The sequence below is a fragment of the Streptomyces sp. NTD91 genome (assembly GCF_059510455.1).
In genome coordinates this window covers 1-19,979 of sequence record NZ_JCAJZW010000003.1, presented here as the reverse complement: position 1 = coordinate 19,979, position 19,979 = coordinate 1, and the positions used below count along the sequence as shown (strand labels likewise).

Annotated in this window: 19 protein-coding genes; 15 read left to right on the top strand and 4 right to left on the bottom strand. The window is 69.9% G+C overall.

From position 1 onward, the window contains the following. The first annotated feature begins 94 nt into the window (after positions 1 to 94). The 5 genes from AC5WRT_RS04650 (at position 95) to AC5WRT_RS04630 (ending at position 2,141) form a co-directional block, all read left to right on the top strand. Positions 95 to 445 (top strand): WXG100 family type VII secretion target, encoded by a 351-nt coding sequence (locus AC5WRT_RS04650; protein WP_496096326.1) that lies wholly within the window; start codon positions 95 to 97, stop codon positions 443 to 445. Positions 446 to 523: 78 nt separating this feature from the next. Then, positions 524 to 823: a WXG100 family type VII secretion target gene (locus AC5WRT_RS04645; RefSeq protein WP_496096327.1), complete on the top strand. Its 300-nt coding sequence runs from the start codon at positions 524 to 526 to the stop codon at positions 821 to 823. A gap of 112 nt (positions 824 to 935) precedes the next feature. Beyond that, positions 936 to 1,256, top strand: a complete 321-nt coding sequence (locus AC5WRT_RS04640) for a hypothetical protein (RefSeq protein ID WP_496096328.1) — start codon at positions 936 to 938, stop codon at positions 1,254 to 1,256. 226 nt (positions 1,257 to 1,482) lie between these two features. Then, entirely contained in the window at positions 1,483 to 1,911 is a 429-nt protein-coding gene (locus AC5WRT_RS04635; RefSeq protein ID WP_496099947.1) for a hypothetical protein, read from the top strand. Next, positions 1,908 to 2,141: a hypothetical protein gene (locus tag AC5WRT_RS04630; protein ID WP_496096330.1), complete on the top strand. Its 234-nt coding sequence runs from the start codon at positions 1,908 to 1,910 to the stop codon at positions 2,139 to 2,141. Before AC5WRT_RS04635 ends, AC5WRT_RS04630 begins: the two co-directional genes overlap by 4 nt. Positions 2,142 to 2,571: 430 nt before the next feature. Here AC5WRT_RS04630 and eccCa read toward each other — a convergent pair whose 3' ends face one another. After that, positions 2,572 to 6,537: a type VII secretion protein EccCa gene (eccCa, locus tag AC5WRT_RS04625; RefSeq protein ID WP_496099946.1), complete on the bottom strand. Its 3,966-nt coding sequence runs from the start codon at positions 6,535 to 6,537 to the stop codon at positions 2,572 to 2,574. Positions 6,538 to 6,869: 332 nt separating this feature from the next. Here eccCa and eccD point away from each other — a divergent pair, with 332 nt between their 5' ends. Then, positions 6,870 to 8,378 carry a type VII secretion integral membrane protein EccD gene (eccD, locus tag AC5WRT_RS04620; RefSeq protein WP_496096345.1) on the top strand — a complete coding sequence of 503 codons (1,509 nt, stop codon included), beginning with the start codon at positions 6,870 to 6,872 and terminating at the stop codon, positions 8,376 to 8,378. A gap of 72 nt (positions 8,379 to 8,450) precedes the next feature. On the opposite strand, the gene AC5WRT_RS04615 is transcribed toward eccD, so the two are convergent. Beyond that, a complete protein-coding gene (locus AC5WRT_RS04615; RefSeq protein WP_496096332.1) occupies positions 8,451 to 8,777 on the bottom strand; it encodes a DUF397 domain-containing protein in 327 nt (108 codons plus the stop codon). A gap of 220 nt (positions 8,778 to 8,997) precedes the next feature. Here AC5WRT_RS04615 and AC5WRT_RS04610 point away from each other — a divergent pair, with 220 nt between their 5' ends. The 6 genes from AC5WRT_RS04610 to AC5WRT_RS04585 all read left to right on the top strand — a co-directional run bounded on the left by AC5WRT_RS04610 (position 8,998) and on the right by AC5WRT_RS04585 (position 14,912). After that, positions 8,998 to 9,213: a hypothetical protein gene (locus tag AC5WRT_RS04610; RefSeq protein ID WP_496096333.1), complete on the top strand. Its 216-nt coding sequence runs from the start codon at positions 8,998 to 9,000 to the stop codon at positions 9,211 to 9,213. Between the two features lie 176 nt (positions 9,214 to 9,389). Further along, positions 9,390 to 9,677: a 30S ribosomal protein S15 gene (rpsO, locus tag AC5WRT_RS04605; protein ID WP_030657602.1), complete on the top strand. Its 288-nt coding sequence runs from the start codon at positions 9,390 to 9,392 to the stop codon at positions 9,675 to 9,677. Between the two features lie 393 nt (positions 9,678 to 10,070). Next, positions 10,071 to 12,293: a polyribonucleotide nucleotidyltransferase gene (locus AC5WRT_RS04600; protein ID WP_496096334.1), complete on the top strand. Its 2,223-nt coding sequence runs from the start codon at positions 10,071 to 10,073 to the stop codon at positions 12,291 to 12,293. Beyond that, positions 12,290 to 13,681, top strand: coding sequence for a M16 family metallopeptidase (locus AC5WRT_RS04595; protein WP_496096335.1), 1,392 nt, complete (start codon positions 12,290 to 12,292; stop codon positions 13,679 to 13,681). Before AC5WRT_RS04600 ends, AC5WRT_RS04595 begins: the two co-directional genes overlap by 4 nt. Positions 13,682 to 13,694: 13 nt before the next feature. Beyond that, positions 13,695 to 14,447 (top strand): 4-hydroxy-tetrahydrodipicolinate reductase, encoded by a 753-nt coding sequence (gene dapB, locus AC5WRT_RS04590; protein WP_496096336.1) that lies wholly within the window; start codon positions 13,695 to 13,697, stop codon positions 14,445 to 14,447. A gap of 12 nt (positions 14,448 to 14,459) precedes the next feature. Beyond that, positions 14,460 to 14,912: a hypothetical protein gene (locus AC5WRT_RS04585; protein WP_496096337.1), complete on the top strand. Its 453-nt coding sequence runs from the start codon at positions 14,460 to 14,462 to the stop codon at positions 14,910 to 14,912. Positions 14,913 to 15,028: 116 nt separating this feature from the next. On the opposite strand, the gene AC5WRT_RS04580 is transcribed toward AC5WRT_RS04585, so the two are convergent. Continuing rightward, the gene (locus tag AC5WRT_RS04580) at positions 15,029 to 15,589 is read right to left on the bottom strand and encodes an SCO5741 family PH domain-containing membrane protein (RefSeq protein ID WP_496096338.1); all 561 of its coding nucleotides are present in this window, start codon (positions 15,587 to 15,589) and stop codon (positions 15,029 to 15,031) included. Positions 15,590 to 15,678: 89 nt separating this feature from the next. Further along, complete coding sequence (locus AC5WRT_RS04575) at positions 15,679 to 15,939, bottom strand: hypothetical protein (RefSeq protein ID WP_496096339.1); 261 nt, start codon at positions 15,937 to 15,939, stop codon at positions 15,679 to 15,681. A gap of 168 nt (positions 15,940 to 16,107) precedes the next feature. On the opposite strand from AC5WRT_RS04575, the gene thyX reads away from it, so the two are divergent. From thyX to AC5WRT_RS04560, 3 genes are all read left to right on the top strand, one after another. Further along, positions 16,108 to 16,857 carry an FAD-dependent thymidylate synthase gene (gene thyX / locus AC5WRT_RS04570; protein WP_496096340.1) on the top strand — a complete coding sequence of 250 codons (750 nt, stop codon included), beginning with the start codon at positions 16,108 to 16,110 and terminating at the stop codon, positions 16,855 to 16,857. 220 nt (positions 16,858 to 17,077) lie between these two features. Beyond that, entirely contained in the window at positions 17,078 to 17,977 is a 900-nt protein-coding gene (gene dapA / locus AC5WRT_RS04565) for a 4-hydroxy-tetrahydrodipicolinate synthase (RefSeq protein WP_496096341.1), read from the top strand. A gap of 156 nt (positions 17,978 to 18,133) precedes the next feature. Further along, the gene (locus AC5WRT_RS04560; protein WP_496096342.1) at positions 18,134 to 19,819 is read left to right on the top strand and encodes a ribonuclease J; all 1,686 of its coding nucleotides are present in this window, start codon (positions 18,134 to 18,136) and stop codon (positions 19,817 to 19,819) included. Positions 19,820 to 19,979: the final 160 nt, after the last annotated feature.

Sequence of the window (19,979 nt, the reverse complement as noted above, 5' to 3'; positions counted from 1 at the left end):
CAGGCACTGCGTGCTCACCGCTGGCAGCGACACGCACCGGCGGTGGGCCGACCCCATCAGATCAACAACGGACACATGAAAGGCAGGGCCGACCATGGCCGGCGGAAAGCAGAAGCTCCAAGACGATGCAGTAGTCCGTCTCCAGAAGCAGATGCTCGAGAAGTACGAGAACATCCAGAAGCGCGTGCACACGCTTCAGGGCGTCATCGACGGCCTCGAGGGCCAGTGGCAGGGTATCGGCCGCGCCGCGTTCGACAAGAAGCAGCTCGAGATCAACGAGTCGCTGCGCAACATCGGCACGATCCTCGGTGACGTCATCGAGGCCATGACCACGACGCGCAACATCAAGGACAGCAAGGAGGACGAGGTCCGCGCGGCCGTCAACAAGATCGACGTGCGCGACGGTGCCTCCTCGATCCCGCCGTCCGCCCTCAGCTCCTACTGAGTCGAGCGAGACACAGGACAACCGCCGGGAATCCGGCCCACTCACCAGGCACACACCAGCGAGACGAGGTAAACAGGCATGGCCAACAACGCTGAGGGGCTGTCGGTCACTTACGACGGGCTCGACACCGCGGCGACCAGCATCGGCAACCAGGCGAGCCAGCTCGAGCAGGACCTGCACGACCTGCGCGGTCTGGTGGTGAACAGCCTGCAGTACTGGGAGGGCCAGGCCCAGGGCACCTTCCACGAGAAGCTGCAGCGCTGGGACAAGGAAGCCAACGACATCCACCAGGCGCTGGCCGGCATCGGTCACGTCGTCGCCCAGTCCGGCGGTACGTACATGGAAGGCGACAAGAAGGCGGCCAGCTACTTCCAGTAGGACGAGGCTCGCAGAATCAACTCCAGGGTGGGCGCGCGCGGGAGGCGCCCACCCTGCTGTTGTGCCGAGAGGCAGAAGCCGAGTTGTCGGACCAGAAGGACGAAGACAGAGCATGCGTGCGTCAGGAGCCGGACCGGGTACGCGAGGTACCCGGCAGATCGGACCGTACGCGGTCGTCACGCGGCTCGACTCCGGGCTTCCCGCGCAGACCTCCGTCCCCGAGCGCCGTTTCATCGCCCGCAGCGCCGACGGCGACCGGACCGTACTGCTCAGCACGCCGCTGGCCACGGCCGACCCGCAGCGGTTCATGGCCGAGGCCGATGCCTCCCGCTATCTCCTCGGCTCCTGGGTGCTCCCGGCCGTCGAACTCGCCGCGTCCGGCGAACAGCCGTGGCACGCGCGCCCGTACGTGCCCGCGCTTCCACAGCGGTGAGTTCGCAGAACACCTGCCAACCGAGCTGCTCGCGGACATCGGGGGCCGGGCTGCCGACGTCTGGCGGCTCACACCCGAGGGGCTGCCGGCGCCGGCCAATGGGGCGGGCCCCACCACGGTCACCTCGCCGTCGGCGCGAGGGCTCTCGCGCCGCGGGTTCCTGGCGGCGGGTGGAGCGCTGGCGGTCACCGCGGCAGAGGGCGGGGGCGGCGTGTGGTGGTACCGCGTGCATGCCGCAGCTCCGGCCAGGAAGGCGCCCCGGCAGACGCGCAGCCTCGACGCGTTGTGGCAGTACGGCGGCAAGGGCGGCATGGAATACGACAACTGGGGGATCGTCGCCCCTTGCCACGCCAACGGATCGATCTGGCTTCCGCTGAACGCGGAGTTCCAGCGCATCGACCCGGCGAACGGATCGAACCGCGAAATGGCGATGAGCGGGAACTGGTGGCAGGTGACGGTGGTCGACGGTCGGCTGTACATGCTCGAACGGGACTGGGACCACCACGCGAGCGGAGCGGCCATGACGATCTGCACGTGGGACGATGGCCAGGACTACGTGAAGCCGACCTCCCCCGCCTGGTGGACGCCGATTTCGGCATCCCGCCCCACCAGTTGCTCTGCATGGAGCGCACGGGGGCGTACAACGCACCGATGACCGCTCTGACCAACAGCCGCGTGGTGCTGGGCGGTCACGGCGTCTGGGCGTTGGACACCGACGGTTTCTCCGATTCGGACTCGATGTTGCTCAAGACAGCGAGGGCGAAGGACGGCGGCCGGGGTTGGACGTACAACGTCGACCAGTTCACCCATGGTCACCTGGCCTCCGCCGCCCACCGCGTCTTCCTCATGCACGACAGCTGGGTCGAGGCCCTGACGACGTTCTGAGTCCCCGCCTGCCGTCCGTGGGCGGACGGCAGACTTCCAGACGCGTGGAACCCGTGCGGGCGGTGCCGCTTGGGACGTGCAGCCCAGTTGCTCGGCCGTACCGCGTGAAGCGGAAGTCCGCCACCGCGCACCATCCGAGCCCACGTGACACGACGGGAAACGGCGAACACCCTGTATCGGACAGGGGTCTACGCAAGAAGCCACGGAAACACCGGCGCCACGACGAGAGCTTCTAGTGCCGCAACAGGCAACGTTCGCCCCGTCGCGACGCCCGGCACGCTCCCCCACTGCCTCAAGGGCGTGGGAGGTGCCCCCACTCGCCGCACCGGGCACAAACCCACGTACATCCAGTACGAGGGCTTGCACCCGGCACGCCGAGAGCACGCACCGGACGCCGCTCCTCGACGGGCAAACGTTGCCTGTCGCGGCACTAGGACTCCACGAGCCCCACCTGCACCATCGGCTTCCCCCGCTTGCGGGACACGAAGATGCCCCGCCCCGCGGGCATCGCTCGCGGCCGGACCCCGCCCAGCAGTTCGCCCTCCGCCGGATCGCCGGCCAGCACCACGCCCTGTGCGCCGAGTTCCTTGATGCGCTGCATGAAGGACTCGTAGCCGGCGCGCCCCGCGCCCGCCGTGGAGCGGGCGATGACGAAGCGGACGCCGACGTCGCGGGCGAAGGGGAGGAGTTCGGTCAGGCCGGCCAGCGGGTTGCCGCTCGACGTGGAGACCAGGTCGTAGTCGTCGATGATCACGTACACCGTCGGGCCCCGCCACCAGCTGCGGTTGCGCAGCTGCTCGGGGGTCACGTCGGCCGTCGGCGTGCGGCGCTGCATCAGGTCGGCCAGCGCGTCCATGTGGTGCTGCATCTGGTTCGACATGGGGATGTACTCGGCCAGGTGCGAGTCCGGGGTCACCCCGAGGAGCGAGCGCCGGTTGTCGACCACGAACAGCTTGCAGCTCTGGCCGTCGTACCGCTCGGTCAGCCGCTTGATGATCAGCTTCAGCAGGTTGGACTTGCCGGACTCGCTCTCGCCGAACACCAGGAAGAACGGGTCCTGTTCGAAGTCCACGAAGACGGGCTCGAGGTTGTCCTCGTCGAGTGCGAAGGAGATGCCCCGGTTCGGGAAGCGGTCGCCCGGCGGGAGCTGGGCCGCCGGGAACTCGCGGGGCAGCAGGCGCACCTCGGGCGCGCCGGGCTCCTGCCAGTGCCGGGCGACCTCGGCAGCGAGAGCGGTGGTCGCCTCCGCCAGGTCCGTGTCGGAGGAGAGGCCGTCGATGCGCGGGACCGCCGCCATGAAGTGCTGCTTCTGCGGGGTCTGACCGCGGCCCGGCACCCCGGTGGGCACGTTGGCCGCGATCTTGCGGTCGATCTCCGAGTCCATGGGGTCACCCAGCCGCAGCTCCAGGCGGTTCATCAGGTGGTCCTTCATGTTCGCCCGGACTTCCATCGAGCGGGACGCGGTGACGATCACATGGATGCCGTAGCCGAGACCGCGCGCGGCGATGTCCAGGACCAGTGGCTCCAACGCCTCGTAGTCCGTGCGGAAGTTGCCCCAGCCGTCGATGACCAGGAAGACGTCGCCCCAGGGCTGGTCGGTCACCGAGATGTCGCCACGCGCGCGTCGGGTGCGGAACTCGGCGATGGAGGAGACGCCCGTGGAGCGGAAGTACTCCTCGCGGCGGGTCATGACGCCGTACACCTCTGCCGCCGTACGGCGCACCTTCTCCGGGTCGAGGCGCGAGGCCACACCGCCCACGTGCGGCAGACCCGCCACCGCGGCCATACCGCCACCACCGAAGTCCAGGCCGTAGAACTGCACTTCGAAGGGCGTGTGGGTAAGGGCGAACGACGAGATGATCGAGCGCACCAGCGTCGACTTTCCGGACTGGGGGCCGCCGATGATCTGCATGTGGCCGGCCGCGCCGCCGAAGTCGAGCCACAGCGGGTCGCGCCGTTGCTCGTAGGGCTTGTCGATGAGGCCGACGGGGACGACGAGCCGGCCCGCGCCCTCGTAGCCCGGCTGGGTCATGCCGCGGTCGGGCACCGGGGCGAGGCCCGGCAGCAGCGCGTCGAGCGACGGCGGGCTGTCCAGCGGGGGCAGCCACACCTGGTGGGCGGCGGGGCCCTGCGCCTCCAGGCGCCGCACGATCACGTCGAGGACGGTGTCGGCGAGCGCGTCGTCCTGCCGTTCGGTCGCCACCTCCTGGCGCTGCTTCGGGACCGCCGCGTACCGCACCGGCACCTCGGCCGCGGTGAACAGGACCGGCCTGCGGTCGACGGGCATCGGGCCGCCGAACGCCGCCGCGTGCTGCGAACTCGTGCGGTACACGCCGGAGACGTACGCCGCCTTGAAACGCACCATTTCGTCGGTGCCGAACTTCAGGAAGCCGGAGCCCGGGACGTTCGGCAGCTCGTACGCGTCCGGGACGCCGATCGCGGCGCGGGACTCGGCGGCCGAGAACGTGCGCAGACCGATGCGGTACGACAGATACGTCTCCAGGCCGCGCAGCCGGCCCTCCTCCAGACGCTGCGAGGCCAGCAGCAGGTGCACGCCCAGCGAACGGCCGATACGGCCGATCTGCACGAACATCTCGATGAAGTCCGGCTTCGCCGTCAGCAGCTCGCTGAACTCGTCGATCACCAGGACGAGGGAGGGGATCGGCTGGAGCGGGGCGCCGGCGGCGCGGGCCTTCTCGTAGTCGTGGATGTTGGCGTAGTTGCCCGCGTCGCGCAGCAGCTCCTGGCGGCGGTTGAGCTCGCCGCGGATCGAGTCGCCCATGCGGTCGACGAGGGTGAGGTCGTCCGCGAGGTTGGTGATCACGGCTGCCACGTGGGGCAGCTGGGCCATGCCCGCGAACGTGGCACCGCCCTTGAAGTCGGCGAGGACGAAGTTCAGCGTCTCGGAGGAATGGGTCACCGCGAGGCCGAGGACCAGCGTGCGCAGCAGCTCGGACTTGCCGGAACCGGTGGCGCCGACGCACAGCCCGTGCGGGCCCATGCCCTCCTGCGCGGCCTCCTTGAGGTCGAGCATGACGGGTCGGCCGTCCTCACCGACACCGATCGGCACCCGCAGCCGCTCGGACTGCGAGCGCGGCCGCCAGGTCCGCTTCGGGTCGACCGAGGCCGCGTCGCCCAGGTTCAGCAGGTCCGTGAACTCCAGGTTCGCCAGCAGCGGTTCGACGTCGTCCCCGCCCGACGCCACGCGAAGCGGGGCCAGTTGGCGGGCGAGCGCCTCCGCGGCCTCGTACGACAGGACGTCTGGAGTCCCCTCGTAGACCATGCCGTGGGCGGACTCCAGGCGCAGCTCCGCGGGCTGTACGACGACGGACAGGTCGCCCCGGCCGGTGGTGAGGTCGCCCGGCACGATCTCCAGCACCGTGACTCCCTGCATGCCCTCGGGGCTGGCCAGCAAGGACGTGGGCGGCAGGGAGGCACCGTCGAGCACGACCACCACGTGCGGCTGCTCGGGAACGGGCGGTCCACCGGGGTGGAAGCGAGGGCGGCCCTGGAGCCGGGAGGCGAGCCGGTCCTCCAGCTCGACGGGGTCGGTGCCGATCAGACGGATACTGCCGGCGCCGTCGGCCAGGCCCGGGGCCTGCACGTGCGGCAGCCACTTGGCCCATTCCCACTCGGGCGCCGACTGCCGGTCGGCGACGACGGCGACGACCAGGTCCTCGGGGGAGTGCAGCGAGGCGAGGGAGGCGGTGAGGGCACGGGCGGCGCCGCGCACGGTGCCGGGCTCGCCGCTGATCGTCACGTGGTAGAAGGCGCGCAGCGAGACCGCCATCGGCAGCTCGTCGAGGGTGCTGTGCGTGGCCAGGAAGCGCTGCATGGCGCCGGCGGTCAGCGGCTCCAGGTCGTCCACAGGGGCGGTCTGCGGCGGGATCAGGGGAGTGGCCAGGGACTGCGGGCCGAGCCCGACGCGCGCCTGCCCGAAGTCCTCGTCACCGGTGCGCCGTTCCCACACCCGGCTGCCCTCGGCGACCAGCGCCCACAGTTGCTCCGGCGAAGGGTGCAGGTAGTACTGCGCGTCCCGCTGGGCCTGTGCGGTCTCCAGGGCGGCGCGCCGGGTCTGGGACAGGTAACGCAGGTAGTCACGGCGCAGGTCGGCCATCTGCCCCTGGTTGCCGCGCCGGTAGCGGACCAGCATCGAGATGCCCATGGCGATCGTCGAGGCCACCATCACCATGCCCATGATCTTCATGAAGGGCTGGGCCTGGGGGTTGAAGAAGAACACCACCGAGCCGCCCATGCCCAGCATCGGCAGGAGCTGCATCCAAGCGCTTTCCTGCTGGCCGCGCGGCAGTTCCGGCGGAGCTTGCAGCACGACCTCGTCCGTGGGCACTTCCTTCGGCAGTGCCCGCGGAGGGCGCTTGACGACGATGTGGCTCACTACGCACCAATTCCCTTGCCGGACCGAGATTTTTCGTCCGCCGCCCCGTGTCAGGCGAACGTCGATCGCGAAGCGCGATCCTACTGACAACCACGGACAACGGCTGGCGGTAGGGTGCCGGTGAGACGCGTGAACAGGTGCGAATCGTTCCGGGAAAACCCGGGCAATCCGCAACGGTTCGAAGGAGGCGCCCGTCCGCGAACCCCGGCCACGGCCACCGGGTTCACCGGCGGAGCGTGGGGCGCCGCACAACCTACACAGGATTTTTACGGGCGGAAGGTGCGCGGCGGCGCCGCACGCCCACCACCGACGAGGGGGAACAGCAGGTGAGCATGACGGCCTCCGCGCCGGCCGGCGCGCCCGGCGGACACGGCACCGGAGCCCCTTCCGGGGCCGGCATGGGGTTCGGCTTCTGCCGCGTCACCATCGTGGCGCCCGACAGCCGTATCGACGTGGCGCTGCCCGACGACGTGCCCGTCGCCGACCTCTACCCGGAGATTCTGCGTCTGTCCCAGCAGAGCCCCGCCGAGGGCGCTCCGGTCGGCTACCACCTCGTACGGCGCGACGGCACCGTCCTCGACGGCGCACGGTCCTTCACGGCGCAGCGCATCCTCGACGGCGAGCTGCTCACCCTGCGTCCGTTCGCCGAGTCGCTGCCGCCCGCCGTCCTCGACGACGTCTCCGAGGCGGTGGCCGCCGCCGTCACCCGCGACCGCACCCTGTGGAGCGGTGAACTCACCCGCGCAGCCGGTCTCGTCGCGGGCGGAGTCCTGCCCGCGCTGCTCGCGTTCGTGGCCTGGAGTTCCCAGGTCCACCACGACATGCACAGCCTGCAGGGCATCATCGCGGCAGTCACCGGCGCCCTGCTGGTCACCATCGCCTGTGTACGCGCGCGCGTGTACGACGACCGGGGCTCCGTGGTGGCGCTCGGGCTCGGCGCCCTGCCGAACGTCGGTGTGGCCGGCTCCGGGCTGCTGCCGCTCGCCCACCACGAGGGCATCGGACGGCTGCAGTTCCTGCTCGCCTGCACGGCCGTCCTCGTCGCCTCCCTGGTGCTCACCCTGGTGTCGCCCGGCGGCGACGGACCCTTCGTGGCGTTCCTGTTCGCCTCCGCCGTCGGCCTCGTCACCACCTTCATCGCGACTCTCACCGACCTGCGGCCCATCGAGACGGCCGCCATCTGCGCCCCGCTGTCGGTCGTGGCGCTGGCCTTCCTGCCGGGGCTGTCCATGCGCTTCGCGCGGCTGCCCATCGGCTTCGAACCGCCCAATCCCTCCCGCGGCGGCTACGACACCGGTGAGCCCGCCCCGCAGGAACCCGTGGATGCCGAGCGGGTCGCCGCCCAGGCCCGGCGCGGCCACGAACTCCTCGTCGGCCTCGTCGGCGGCTGCGCGCTCGTCGCCGTGGGCGCGTCGATCGTCCTCGGTTTCTCCAGCAACGTCTGGGCGCAGCTCCTGGCCCTCGCGACGGGTGCGGCGATGCTGATGCGGGCGCACCTGTTCCGCTACACCGCGCAGGTCGGCGCCACCCTGGCCGCCGGCCTCGCCGCCATCGTCTTCCTCGGCCTCGGCCTCGCCCTGAACCCGCCCCGGACGTATCTGATCGACGCCTTCCAGGGCGACACCTCGTCCCTCGACATCCGCAGCCTCTGGCTCGCCGCGGCCGTCGGCGCGGCCACCGCGCTGGTCACCGCGATCGGCCTGATCACCCCGCGGCGCGGTGTCACCCCCTTCTGGGGGCGCTTCCTGGAGATCGCCGAGAGCTTCGTCCTGCTCACCCTGATCCCGCTGGCGCTGGCCGTGTTCGACGTGTACGCGCGGGCACGCGCCACGACCAGCTGACGACGGCGCAGGACGAGCCACGGAAAAGGGGCGGCACGCATGCGTGCCGCCCCTTTCTCGGTTTCCGCCGGATTACGCCCCGAGCCCCCCGTTGTGCTCATTGGGCTCCAGATCGAACTCGCCGTCCCGCGCTCCCAGGACGAACGCCCGCCATTCCGCCTCGGTGTAGCGCAGCACGGTGTCGTGGTCGAGGGAGGAGCGCATGGCCACCGCGCCGCCGGGCAGGTACGCGATCTCGACCCGCTCCTCGTGCTCCTCCGTGCCGGGCGCGCAGTGCCACTCCACGCCGGAGATGTCGAGGGCGTACAGCTCGTCCCGCTCCCGCTCCTTGCGTGCCTTGACGTCCTCCTGCGATTCCGGCGCCGATGTCCCGGCGCTCGTGCCCTGTGTCTCGGCCATGGTGAAGCGGCCCCCTTCGGCATACGGACAGCGTTGCGTTGTCACCCTACTGGGAGGACACGCGCGCGTACGGTGAAACCGGCTGGTCAACGCCCGCAGGAGAGTCCGGCGGGACACGCGGGGCCCCCGGACGTCCGGGCGTGCCGGGGAAGCGGAGGTTTCGTCACGGGCAGGCGACAGGCGTGCCCACGCCATGCCATGGTCACGTAAATTCCCGGCCATGAGCATGCCCGGCACTGCCCCATGGACCCTCCGGTCGACCGACGTACTCGCCCTGGGCGGCCGTCGGGGCCGCGGCCACCACAGCAGCCATCACGGCGGTCACCATCACTACGGGAGCCACGGATCCGGCGACGGCTTCGTCTGGTGGACGGTCCTGCTGCTGGTCCTCGTGATCGTGGCCGTCCTGGTCCGGTACGTCCGGCGCGACCAGTGACACGGGCGGCCGAAGCACCCTGGTACCCTGACTGACGGCCGTTTGTGTACGCACCCCCGGAGCCTTCGGTTCTGGTGGCCGCGCCCAGCGGATCCCCGCCTCCCGAGTAACGGAAGCTCCCCCGAGAAGCAGACCGGGGGCACTCGGTGGCCACTCACAGACTATGAGGAGTACGCGTGTCGCTCGACGCCGCCACGAAGAAGCAGATCATCGCCGAGTTCGGTACCAAGGAGGGTGACACCGGCTCCCCCGAGGTCCAGGTCGCTCTTCTCTCCCGTCGGATCTCCGACCTGACGGAGCACCTCAAGACCCACAAGCACGACCACCACTCCCGCCGTGGCCTGCTGATCCTCGTCGGTCAGCGCCGCCGCCTCCTGCAGTACCTGGCGAAGAAGGACATCCAGCGCTTCCGTACGCTGGTCGACCGCCTCGGCATCCGCCGTGGTGCGGCGGGCGCCAGGTAGGACGCCGTGAAGGGAGCGGTTCCCGGCAGTACCCGGGGACCGCTCCCTTCGTCGTACGTGGGAAACCCCTCGTCGCACGGGGCGGACCCTCGTCGTGCAGGCGGAAACGTGCGGAGTGTCACTCACGCTTTGTAGTGTGGTAGCACAACGCAATACGTGCGACACAGAACGACGTACCACAACGACGTTCGGCACAGAACGACGTTCAAGACAGAACGAGGAGAAGCGCACCTCGCCGCCGCCGGTCCTCGGTAGTGGCCCCCGGGGGGAAGTGAGCCCCGGGTGCTTCGATCGAAGACCGGCCCGCACCAGACGGCGCGCTTCTCCACCACCGTCCCCCTGCCACACGGGCAGCCAAGGGACGAAAGACGATATGTAACGGAGAAAACGCTAGTGGAGAACGAGACCCACTACGCCGAGGCCGTCATCGACAACGGCGCCTTCGGCACCCGCACCATCCGCTTCGAGACGGGCCGCCTGGCCAAGCAGGCCGCCGGTTCCGCCGTGGCGTACCTGGACGACGACACCATGGTGCTGTCGGCCACCACCGCCTCCAAGCAGCCCAAGGACCAGCTGGACTTCTTCCCGCTCACGGTCGACGTCGAGGAGCGGATGTATGCGGCCGGGAAGATCCCCGGTTCCTTCTTCCGCCGTGAGGGCCGGCCCTCCGAGGACGCGATCCTCACCTGCCGCCTCATCGACCGCCCGCTGCGCCCGTCCTTCAAGAAGGGCCTGCGCAACGAGATCCAGGTCGTCTGCACGGTCATGGCGCTCAACCCCGATCACCTGTACGACGTCGTGGCGATCAACGCCGCTTCGGCGTCCACGCAGCTGGCCGGCCTGCCCTTCTCCGGCCCGATCGGCGGCGTCCGCGTCGCGCTGATCCGCGGCCAGTGGGTCGCGTTCCCGACGCACACCGAGCTCGAGGACGCCGTCTTCGACATGGTGGTCGCCGGCCGCGTCCTGGAGGACGGCGACGTCGCGATCATGATGGTCGAGGCCGAGGCCACCGAGAAGACCATCACGCTGGTCGAGGGCGGCGCCGAGGCGCCGACCGAGGAGGTCGTCGCCGCCGGTCTGGAGGCCGCCAAGCCCTTCATCAAGGTCCTGTGCCGCGCGCAGGCCGACCTCGCCGCCAAGGCCGCCAAGCCGGTCGGCGAGTTCCCGATCTTCCTGGACTACCAGGACGACGTCCTGGAGGCCCTGACCGCCGCGGTCAAGCCCGAGCTGGCCCGGGCGCTCACCATCGCCGGCAAGCAGGAGCGCGAGGCCGAGCTGGACCGCGTCAAGCAGCTTGCCGCCGAGAAGCTCCTGCCGGAGTTCGAGGGCCGCGAGAAGGAGATCTCCGCCGCGTACCGCTCGCTGACCAAGACCCTGGTCCGTGAGCGCGTCATCAAGGAGAAGAAGCGCATCGACAGCCGCGGTGTCACCGACATCCGCACGCTGGCCGCCGAGGTCGAGGCCATTCCGCGGGTGCACGGCTCCGCGCTGTTCGAGCGTGGCGAGACCCAGATCCTGGGCGTCACCACCCTCAACATGCTCCGCATGGAGCAGCAGCTGGACACCCTCTCCCCGGTGACCCGCAAGCGCTACATGCACAACTACAACTTCCCGCCGTACTCCACCGGCGAGACCGGCCGCGTCGGCTCTCCGAAGCGCCGCGAGATCGGCCACGGCGCCCTCGCCGAGCGCGCGCTCGTGCCGGTGCTGCCGTCGCGCGAGGAGTTCCCCTACGCGATCCGTCAGGTGTCCGAGGCCCTCGGCTCCAACGGCTCGACGTCCATGGGCTCGGTCTGCGCCTCCACCATGTCGCTGCTGAACGCCGGTGTGCCGCTGAAGGCCCCGGTCGCCGGTATCGCCATGGGCCTGATCTCCCAGGAGATCGAGGGTGAGACGCACTACGTCACCCTCACCGACATCCTCGGTGCGGAGGACGCCTTCGGCGACATGGACTTCAAGGTCGCCGGCACGAAGGAGTTCGTGACCGCCCTCCAGCTCGACACCAAGCTGGACGGCATCCCGGCCTCCGTCCTGGCCGCGGCCCTCAAGCAGGCCCGCGACGCCCGCCTGCACATCCTCGACGTGATGATGGAGGCCATCGACCGGCCCGACGAGATGAGCCCGCACGCCCCGCGGATCATCACCGTCAAGATCCCGGTCGACAAGATCGGCGAGGTCATCGGCCCCAAGGGCAAGATGATCAACCAGATCCAGGAGGACACGGGCGCCGAGATCACCATCGAGGACGACGGCACCATCTACATCGGTGCCGCCGACGGTCCCTCGGCGGAGGCCGCCCGCGCCACGATCAACGGCATCGCCAACCCGACGATGCCCGAGGTCGGCGAGCGCTACCTCGGTACGGTCGTCAAGACGACCACCTTCGGCGCGTTCGTCTCCCTGCTGCCCGGCAAGGACGGTCTGCTGCACATCTCGCAGATCCGCAAGCTCGCCGGCGGCAAGCGTGTGGAGAACGTCGAGGACGTGCTCGGCGTGGGCCAGAAGGTCCAGGTCGAGATCGCCGAGATCGACTCCCGCGGCAAGCTCTCCCTCGTCCCCGTGATCGAGGGCGAGGAAGGTTCCTCCGACGAGAACAAGGACGACGCCGAGCAGTGACGTCCCGTAGCTCGCAGGTGACGGCCCGCCCCTCCTCGGAGGCGCGGGCCGTCGCCCGTACCCAAACCCTCATCAAGGGCACCAACGGCATCGGCACCGTCCGCAAGACGACCCTTCCGGGCGGCCTGCGCATCGTCACCGAGACCCTGCCCTCGGTCCGTTCCGCGACCTTCGGCATCTGGGCACACGTCGGCTCCCGCGACGAGACGGCGGCCCTGAACGGCGCCACGCACTACCTGGAGCACCTGCTCTTCAAGGGCACGCGGAAGCGCAGCGCGCTGGACATCTCCGCCGCGATCGACGCCGTCGGCGGCGAGATGAACGCGTTCACGGCGAAGGAGTACACGTGCTACTACGCGCGCGTGCTCGACACCGACCTGCCGCTCGCCATCGACGTCGTCTGCGACATGCTGACCGGCTCGCTCATCCTCGAGCAGGACGTCGACGTCGAGCGCGGCGCGATCCTCGAAGAGATCGCCATGACCGAGGACGACCCGGGCGACTGCGTGCACGACCTGTTCGCGCACACCATGTTCGGCGACAACGCCCTCGGCCGCCCCGTCCTCGGCACGGTCGACACCGTCAACGCCCTCACCGCCGACCGCATCCGCCGCTTCTACAGGAAGCACTACGACCCCACCCACCTGGTGGTCGCCTGCGCCGGCAACATCGACCACACCAAGGTCGTACGACACGTCCGCGCGGCCTTCGAGAAGGCCGGCGCCCTGCGCAACCCGGACGCGCGGCCCATCGCCCCGCGCGACGGCAGCCGTACGATCCGCACCTCCGGGAAGGTCGAACTGCTCGGCCGCAGGACCGAGCAGGCACACGTCGTCCTCGGCATGCCGGGCCTCGCCCGCACCGACGACCGCCGCTGGGCCATGGGCGTGCTCAACACCGCCCTCGGCGGAGGCATGTCCTCGCGCCTCTTCCAGGAGGTGCGGGAGAAGCGCGGCCTGGCCTACAGCGTGTACTCGTACACCTCCGGCTTCGCCGACTGCGGCCTGTTCGGCGTCTACGCCGGCTGCCGGCCGAGCCAGGTGCACGACGTGCTGAAGATCTGCCGCGACGAACTCGACCACGTCGCCCACAACGGCCTCACCGACGACGAGATCGCCCGCGCCATCGGCCAGCTCCAGGGCTCCACGGTCCTCGGCCTGGAGGACACCGGCGCGCTGATGAACCGCATCGGCAAGAGCGAGCTGTGCTGGGGCGAGCAGATGTCCGTCGACGACATGCTGGACCGGATAGCCGCGGTCACCCCGGACGAGGTCCGCTCCGTCGCCCGCGACATCCTGGGACAGCGCCCGTCGCTGTCGGTCATCGGCCCGCTGAAGGACAAGCAGGCCGCGCGGCTGCACGACGCCGTCGCCCAATCACTCCCGTAAGGAAGCACAAGAGATGAGCAAGCTGCGCGTGGCGGTCCTCGGCGCCAAGGGCCGGATCGGCTCCGAAGCGGTCAGGGCGGTCGAGGCCGCCGAGGACATGGAGCTGGTCGCCGCCCTCGGCCGCGGGGACACCCTGGAGACGCTGACGGCGGCCGGCGCTCAGGTCGCCGTGGAGCTGACCACCCCCGACTCCGTCATGGACAACCTCGACTTCTGCGTGCGGCACGGCATCCACGCGGTCGTCGGGACGACGGGCTGGACCGAGGAGCGCCTCGCGCAGCTGAAGGGCTGGCTCGCCGAGTCACCGGAGACCGGTGTGCTCATCGCGCCGAACTTCTCCATCGGCGCCGTCCTCACCATGAAGTTCGCGCAGATCGCGGCGCCGTACTTCGAGTCGGTCGAGGTCGTCGAGCTGCACCACCCCAACAAGGTGGACGCCCCGAGCGGTACGGCCACGCGCACGGCCCAGCTCATCGCCGAGGCCCGCAGGGCCGCCGGTACGGCCCCGGCGCCGGACGCCACGGTCACGGCTCTGGACGGCGCTCGGGGCGCCAGCGTCGACGGCGTCCCGGTCCACGCCGTACGGCTGCGCGGACTCCTGGCCCACCAGGAGGTGCTGCTCGGCGGCGAGGGCGAGACCCTGACCATCCGCCACGACTCCCTGCACCACAGCAGCTTCATGCCGGGCATCCTGCTCGGCGCCCGCCGCGTGGTGTCCACTCCGGGCCTGACCTTCGGCCTGGAGCACTTCCTGGACCTGAGCTGAGACCGACCTGCCATGCGCGCGAAGATCACCTACCTCGTCACGGCCGCCGTCCTCGTCTTCTACTTCGTCCTGGTCGGCAGCCGCGGCGTCATGCTCATCCAGACCGGCACGGTGCTCACCGTCACCTTCGGGATCGCGGTGCTGATCCTGCCGGTCATCGGCCTGTGGTTCCTGTGGAAGAACACCCAGTTCGTCCGCAGGGCCAACGCCCTCGCCGCGGAACTCGACGCCGAGGGCGGACTGCCGGTGGACGAACTGAAGCGCCTGCCCAGCGGCCGGATCGACCGTGACTCCGCCGACGAGGTCTTCGCCAAGCGCAAGGACGAGACCGAGGCGTCCCCCGACGACTGGCGCTGCTGGTTCCGCCTCGCCGTCGCCTACCACGACGCCCGCGACACACCGCGGGCCCGCAAGGCCATGCAGAGGGCCATCGCCCTGCACGACGGCAGGCCGGTCGAGGCCTGATCGAGGCGCTCGCCCGCCGAGTGACGTCACGCCGTGCGCGCCTGCGGCTGCGTGGTGGGCCGGCCGCGCGGTTCCCCACCCCCCGGCGAAGCGCTCGCAGTTCGCGCATGCTCCGGTCAGCGGCGCCCGTGCCCGTACTCCGCCGCCCACGCCTCCACCGTGTCCGCCGCGCGGTCGAACGCCGACGGGCGGCCCAGGAAGTCCAGCGTGTGCGTGGTCAGCAGGGGCGGTGTGTCCGCGGCCGGCCGGTCCTTGCGGACGAGCACCAGTGCCTGCCCCTGCACCGTCCGCGGCAGCCCCAGCCAGCGCACCGGCTGCTGTGCCGTCCGCACCGAGACCACCCGGGCCCACGGCGCCGTCCGCGTCACCAGGAAACCGACGTGACGCAGGCCCCGCCCGCTCACCCACACGCCCGTGCGCAGCAGCCGCAGCGCCCCGGCGATGACCACGCATGCTCCGCCGAAGACCGCTCCGGCGGAGGAGACCGAGCCGGTCAGGGCGAGGGCCACCGCGGAGAACAGCACGAAGGAGGCCAGTAGCAGCGCCAGCGCCGCGACGGCCACCCGCCAGGGACCGGGGCGGTAGGGACGTCGCCAGCGCTCCCGGTCGTCGTACGGCAGCGCGCTGTCGGAAGCGGCCTCCAGGGTGCGGTCGGCCGTCAGGAAGGACAGGGGCACGGCTGGTCCTCACTCGATCCTCGCGTGGGCTGTGCCGGTGAGGCTATCTGCCGTTGTCGCCGCTCACCACCCTCGGGCGGCTGTCGGGGTCAGTGCCCCTGGGAGGCCTGGGACTGCTGCGTCGGCGCATGGGACGGCGTCGACATCGCGGGCTCGCCGAGTATCAGGGCACCCACCAGCCCGGCGACGATCGTCAGTCCCAGCAGCCAGCGCCCGGCCATCTCGCCGAAGGACGCCCGCGGACGGGGCGGGGGAGTCACATTGCTGCGGAACCTGTCCGCCTCGGCCAGAAAGGCGAAGGGTGCGGGCTCGCTGGGGGCACCTCCCGGCGGTAGCTGGGGCAGGGACATCGCGGTACGTCTCCTTTCGGGGTCGAACGAGCGGGCTTCACCGATACAGACGCTCGAGTGACACAAAAGGTGCCCATGTCGGAAAAAATCCATGGTGGGATTTTTGAGGCCGGGTACTGCCGTGGCCGTGGCGGGTGCCCCGTAAGGTGGGCGCGAACCACAGCTGTGATGGGAAGGACCCCGACCCCCGTGACCACCCCCGAGTCGCTCACGTTCCGCAGTGACGTCACCGTCGAGCTGGTGAAGTCCAGCGCGTCGGACGCCGACGTCCTCTTCGCCGCGCGGGTCTCCACCGCCGGCGAGCAGTCCCTGGACGAGCTGAAGAAGGACCCCGAGCGCTCCAAGGGGCTGATCAACTTCCTGATGCGCGACCGGCACGGCAGCCCGTTCGAGCACAACTCGATGACGTTCTTCGTCAGCGCCCCGATCTTCGTCTTCCGCGAGTTCATGCGGCACCGCGTCGGCTGGTCGTACAACGAGGAGTCCGGCCGCTACCGGGAGCTCCGGCCGGTCTTCTACGTCCCCGGCGCCGACCGCAAGCTCGTGCAGGAGGGGCGCCCGGGCAAGTACGTCTTCGTCGAGGGCACCCCGGCCCAGCACGAGGCGGTCAGCGGCACGCTGCGCGAGTCGTACGAGCAGGCGTACGCGGCCTACCAGAAGATGCTCGCCGAGGGCGTCGCCCGCGAGGTCGCCCGCGCCGCCCTCCCCGTCGGTCTCTACTCCTCGATGTACGCCACCTGCAACGCCCGCTCCCTCATGCACTTCCTCGGCCTGCGCACCCAGCACGAGCTGGCCAAGGTGCCGTCCTTCCCGCAGCGGGAGATCGAGATGGTCGGCGAGAAGATGGAGGCGGAGTGGGCCAGGCTCATGCCGCTGACCCATGCCGCCTTCAACGCGAACGGGCGCGTGGCCCCGTGAACAAGGCCTACGAAGCCCTGTTCCCCCACCAGGAACGGATGTACGGATCAGCCTCGCGAGGTGTCCGTATTGCGGCATTTAGAGAAGTTCATCTAGCCTGATCAAACGGACCCGGCACTGCTTGAACCCCCGAGCAGGCAGTGCCGGGCTCCGCATTTGTCCTGACTTTCCCGACCCCCGAGGGCAGACCCCGCAGGGAGCACCGAGTAGCGTGTCACCCATGGCTCCGACCTCGACTCCGCAGACCCCCTTCGGGCGGGTCCTCACCGCCATGGTCACGCCCTTCACGGCGGACGGCGCACTCGACCTCGACGGCGCGCAGCGGCTCGCCGCCCACCTGGTGGACGCAGGCAACGACGGCCTGATCGTCAACGGCACCACCGGCGAGTCCCCCACCACCAGCGATGCGGAGAAATCGGACCTCGTACGAGCCGTCCTGGAGGCGGTCGGCGACCGCGCCCACGTCGTCGCCGGCGTCGGCACCAACGACACGCACCACAGCATCGAGCTGGCCCGCCAGGCCGAGCGCGACGGCGCACACGGCCTGCTGGTCGTCACGCCGTACTACAACAAGCCCCCGCAGGAGGGCCTGTACCGGCACTTCACCGCCGTGGCCGACGCCACGGGCCTGCCGGTCATGCTCTACGACATTCCCGGCCGCAGCGGCGTCCCGATCAACACCGAGACCCTGGTCCGGCTCGCCGAGCACCCCCGGATCGTCGCCAACAAGGACGCCAAGGGCGACCTCGGCCGTGCCAGCTGGGCCATCGCCCAGTCCGGCCTCGCCTGGTACTCGGGCGACGACATGCTGAACCTCCCGCTGCTCTCCGTGGGCGCGGTCGGTTTCGTGTCCGTCGTCGGCCACGTCGTCACTCCCGACCTGCGCGCCCTCGTCGACGCGTACGTCTCGGGCGACGTACAGAAGGCCACCGAGATCCACCAGAAGCTGCTCCCGGTCTACACCGGCATGTTCCGCACCCAGGGCGTGATGACCACCAAGGCCGCGCTCGCCCTGCAGGGACTGCCGGCGGGACCCCTGCGCTCGCCCATGGTCGAGTGCTCGCCCGAGGAGATCGCCCAACTCAAGATCGATCTTGCCGCCGGCGGGGTACAGCTCTGACAACAGACTTGGCACCACACGGGCTTCACAACTGAAGAACAAGAGAAGACAGCGGGCCACCGGTGCCCGCACCCCACAACGACAACTGCTTCTGCACGAACGTCTCACGCGCCACGTGCCCGACCGGTACGTGGCGCGTGTGGTGAGGAGAGTCTTTTGAGTCATCCGCATCCTGAACTCGGCCCGCCTCCGCCGCTGCCCGAAGGCGGCCTGCGGGTCACCCCGCTCGGCGGTCTCGGCGAGATCGGCCGAAACATGACGGTCTTCGAGTACGGCGGCCGCCTCCTGATCGTCGACTGCGGAGTGCTCTTCCCCGAGGAGGAGCAGCCCGGAATCGATCTGATCCTGCCGGACTTCTCGTCCATCCGGGACCGTCTCGACGACATCGAGGGCATCGTCCTCACGCACGGCCACGAGGACCACATCGGCGGCGTCCCCTTCCTCCTCCGCGAGAAGCCGGACATCCCGCTGATCGGCTCCAAGCTCACCCTCGCCCTCATCGAGGCCAAGCTCCAGGAGCACCGGATCCGCCCGTACACCCTCGAGGTGGCGGAGGGGAACCGCGAGCGCATCGGTCCTTTCGACTGCGAGTTCATCGCCGTCAACCACTCCATTCCGGACGCGCTGGCCGTCGCCATCCGCACCCCCGCCGGCATGGCGGTGCACACCGGCGACTTCAAGATGGACCAGCTCCCGCTGGACAACCGCCTCACGGACCTGCACGCGTTCGCGCGCCTGAGCGAGGAGGGCATCGACCTTCTCCTCACGGACTCCACGAACGCCGAGGTCCCCGGCTTCACGCCGCACGAGCGCGACATCTCCAGCGTCCTGCGGCAGGTCTTCGCCGGCGCCCGCAAGCGGATCATCGTGGCGAGCTTCGCCAGCCACGTCCACCGCATCCAGCAGATCCTGGACGCCGCGCACGAGTACGGTCGCCGGGTCGCCTTCGTCGGCCGCTCCATGGTCCGGAACATGGGCATCGCCCGCGATCTCGGCTATCTGAAGGTCCCGCCGGGCCTGGTCGTCGACGTGAGGACGCTGGACGACCTCCCGGACCACGAAGTGGTCCTCGTCTGCACCGGCTCCCAGGGCGAACCGATGGCGGCCCTGTCGAGGATGGCCAACAGGGACCACCAGATCCGTATCGTCGAGGGCGACACGGTCATCCTGGCCTCGTCCCTGATCCCCGGGAACGAGAACGCGGTCTACCGCGTGATCAACGGCCTGACGCGCTGGGGCGCCAACGTCATCCACAAGGGCAACGCCAAGGTGCACGTTTCCGGCCACGCGTCCGCGGGCGAGCTGCTGTACTTCTACAACATCTGCCGCCCCCGGAACCTGATGCCGGTCCACGGCGAATGGCGCCATCTGCGCGCCAACGCCGAACTGGGAGCGCTCACCGGCGTCCCGCACGACCGCATCGTCATCGCCGAGGACGGCGTCGCCGTCGACCTCGTCGAGGGCAAGGCCAAGATCTCGGGCAAGGTCCAGGCGGGTTACGTCTACGTCGACGGGCTCTCCGTCGGCGACATCGGCGAGCCGGCCCTCAAGGACCGCAAGATCCTCGGTGACGAGGGCATCATCTCGGTCTTCGTGGTCGTGGACTCCTCCACGGGCAAGATCACTGGCGGGCCCCACATCCAGGCGCGCGGCAGCGGCATCGAGGACTCGGCCTTCGCCGACGTCATCCCGAGGATCACGGACGCGTTCGATCGGTCGGCCCAGGACGGCGTCGTCGAGCCGCACCAGTTGCAGCAACTCGTCCGGCGCACCCTCGGCAAGTGGGTCTCGGACACCTATCGCCGCAGGCCGATGATCCTCCCTGTGGTCGTGGAGGTCTGACGGTCCGTCGGAGCATCACCCGAGCGGGGCGTCTCGATTTGCATCGAGGCGCCCCGCTCCAGTACGTTTACGGCTCCGCCCGACCGGGAACCCCAGCACTTCACGCGCTGGACACGGTTGCCCGGAGCGGGTGGGAAAACCGACTCAGAACTTCTGATAA

What these genes read in the sequence shown, in the direction of transcription:
- AC5WRT_RS04645 (WP_496096327.1), top strand. Translation starts at nt 524, where the DNA reads ATGGCCAACAACGCTGAGGGGCTGTCGGTCACTTACGACGGGCTCGAC.
- AC5WRT_RS04650 (WP_496096326.1), top strand. Translation starts at nt 95, where the DNA reads ATGGCCGGCGGAAAGCAGAAGCTCCAAGACGATGCAGTAGTCCGTCTC.
- dapA (WP_496096341.1), top strand. Translation starts at nt 17,078, where the DNA reads ATGGCTCCGACCTCGACTCCGCAGACCCCCTTCGGGCGGGTCCTCACC.
- eccD (WP_496096345.1), top strand. Translation starts at nt 6,870, where the DNA reads ATGACGGCCTCCGCGCCGGCCGGCGCGCCCGGCGGACACGGCACCGGA.
- AC5WRT_RS04585 (WP_496096337.1), top strand. Translation starts at nt 14,460, where the DNA reads ATGCGCGCGAAGATCACCTACCTCGTCACGGCCGCCGTCCTCGTCTTC.
- AC5WRT_RS04640 (WP_496096328.1), top strand. Translation starts at nt 936, where the DNA reads ATGCGTGCGTCAGGAGCCGGACCGGGTACGCGAGGTACCCGGCAGATC.
- AC5WRT_RS04630 (WP_496096330.1), top strand. Translation starts at nt 1,908, where the DNA reads ATGACCGCTCTGACCAACAGCCGCGTGGTGCTGGGCGGTCACGGCGTC.
- AC5WRT_RS04575 (WP_496096339.1), bottom strand. Translation starts at nt 15,939, where the DNA reads ATGTCCCTGCCCCAGCTACCGCCGGGAGGTGCCCCCAGCGAGCCCGCA.
- thyX (WP_496096340.1), top strand. Translation starts at nt 16,108, where the DNA reads ATGGGAAGGACCCCGACCCCCGTGACCACCCCCGAGTCGCTCACGTTC.
- AC5WRT_RS04615 (WP_496096332.1), bottom strand. Translation starts at nt 8,777, where the DNA reads ATGGCCGAGACACAGGGCACGAGCGCCGGGACATCGGCGCCGGAATCG.
- dapB (WP_496096336.1), top strand. Translation starts at nt 13,695, where the DNA reads ATGAGCAAGCTGCGCGTGGCGGTCCTCGGCGCCAAGGGCCGGATCGGC.
- AC5WRT_RS04610 (WP_496096333.1), top strand. Translation starts at nt 8,998, where the DNA reads ATGAGCATGCCCGGCACTGCCCCATGGACCCTCCGGTCGACCGACGTA.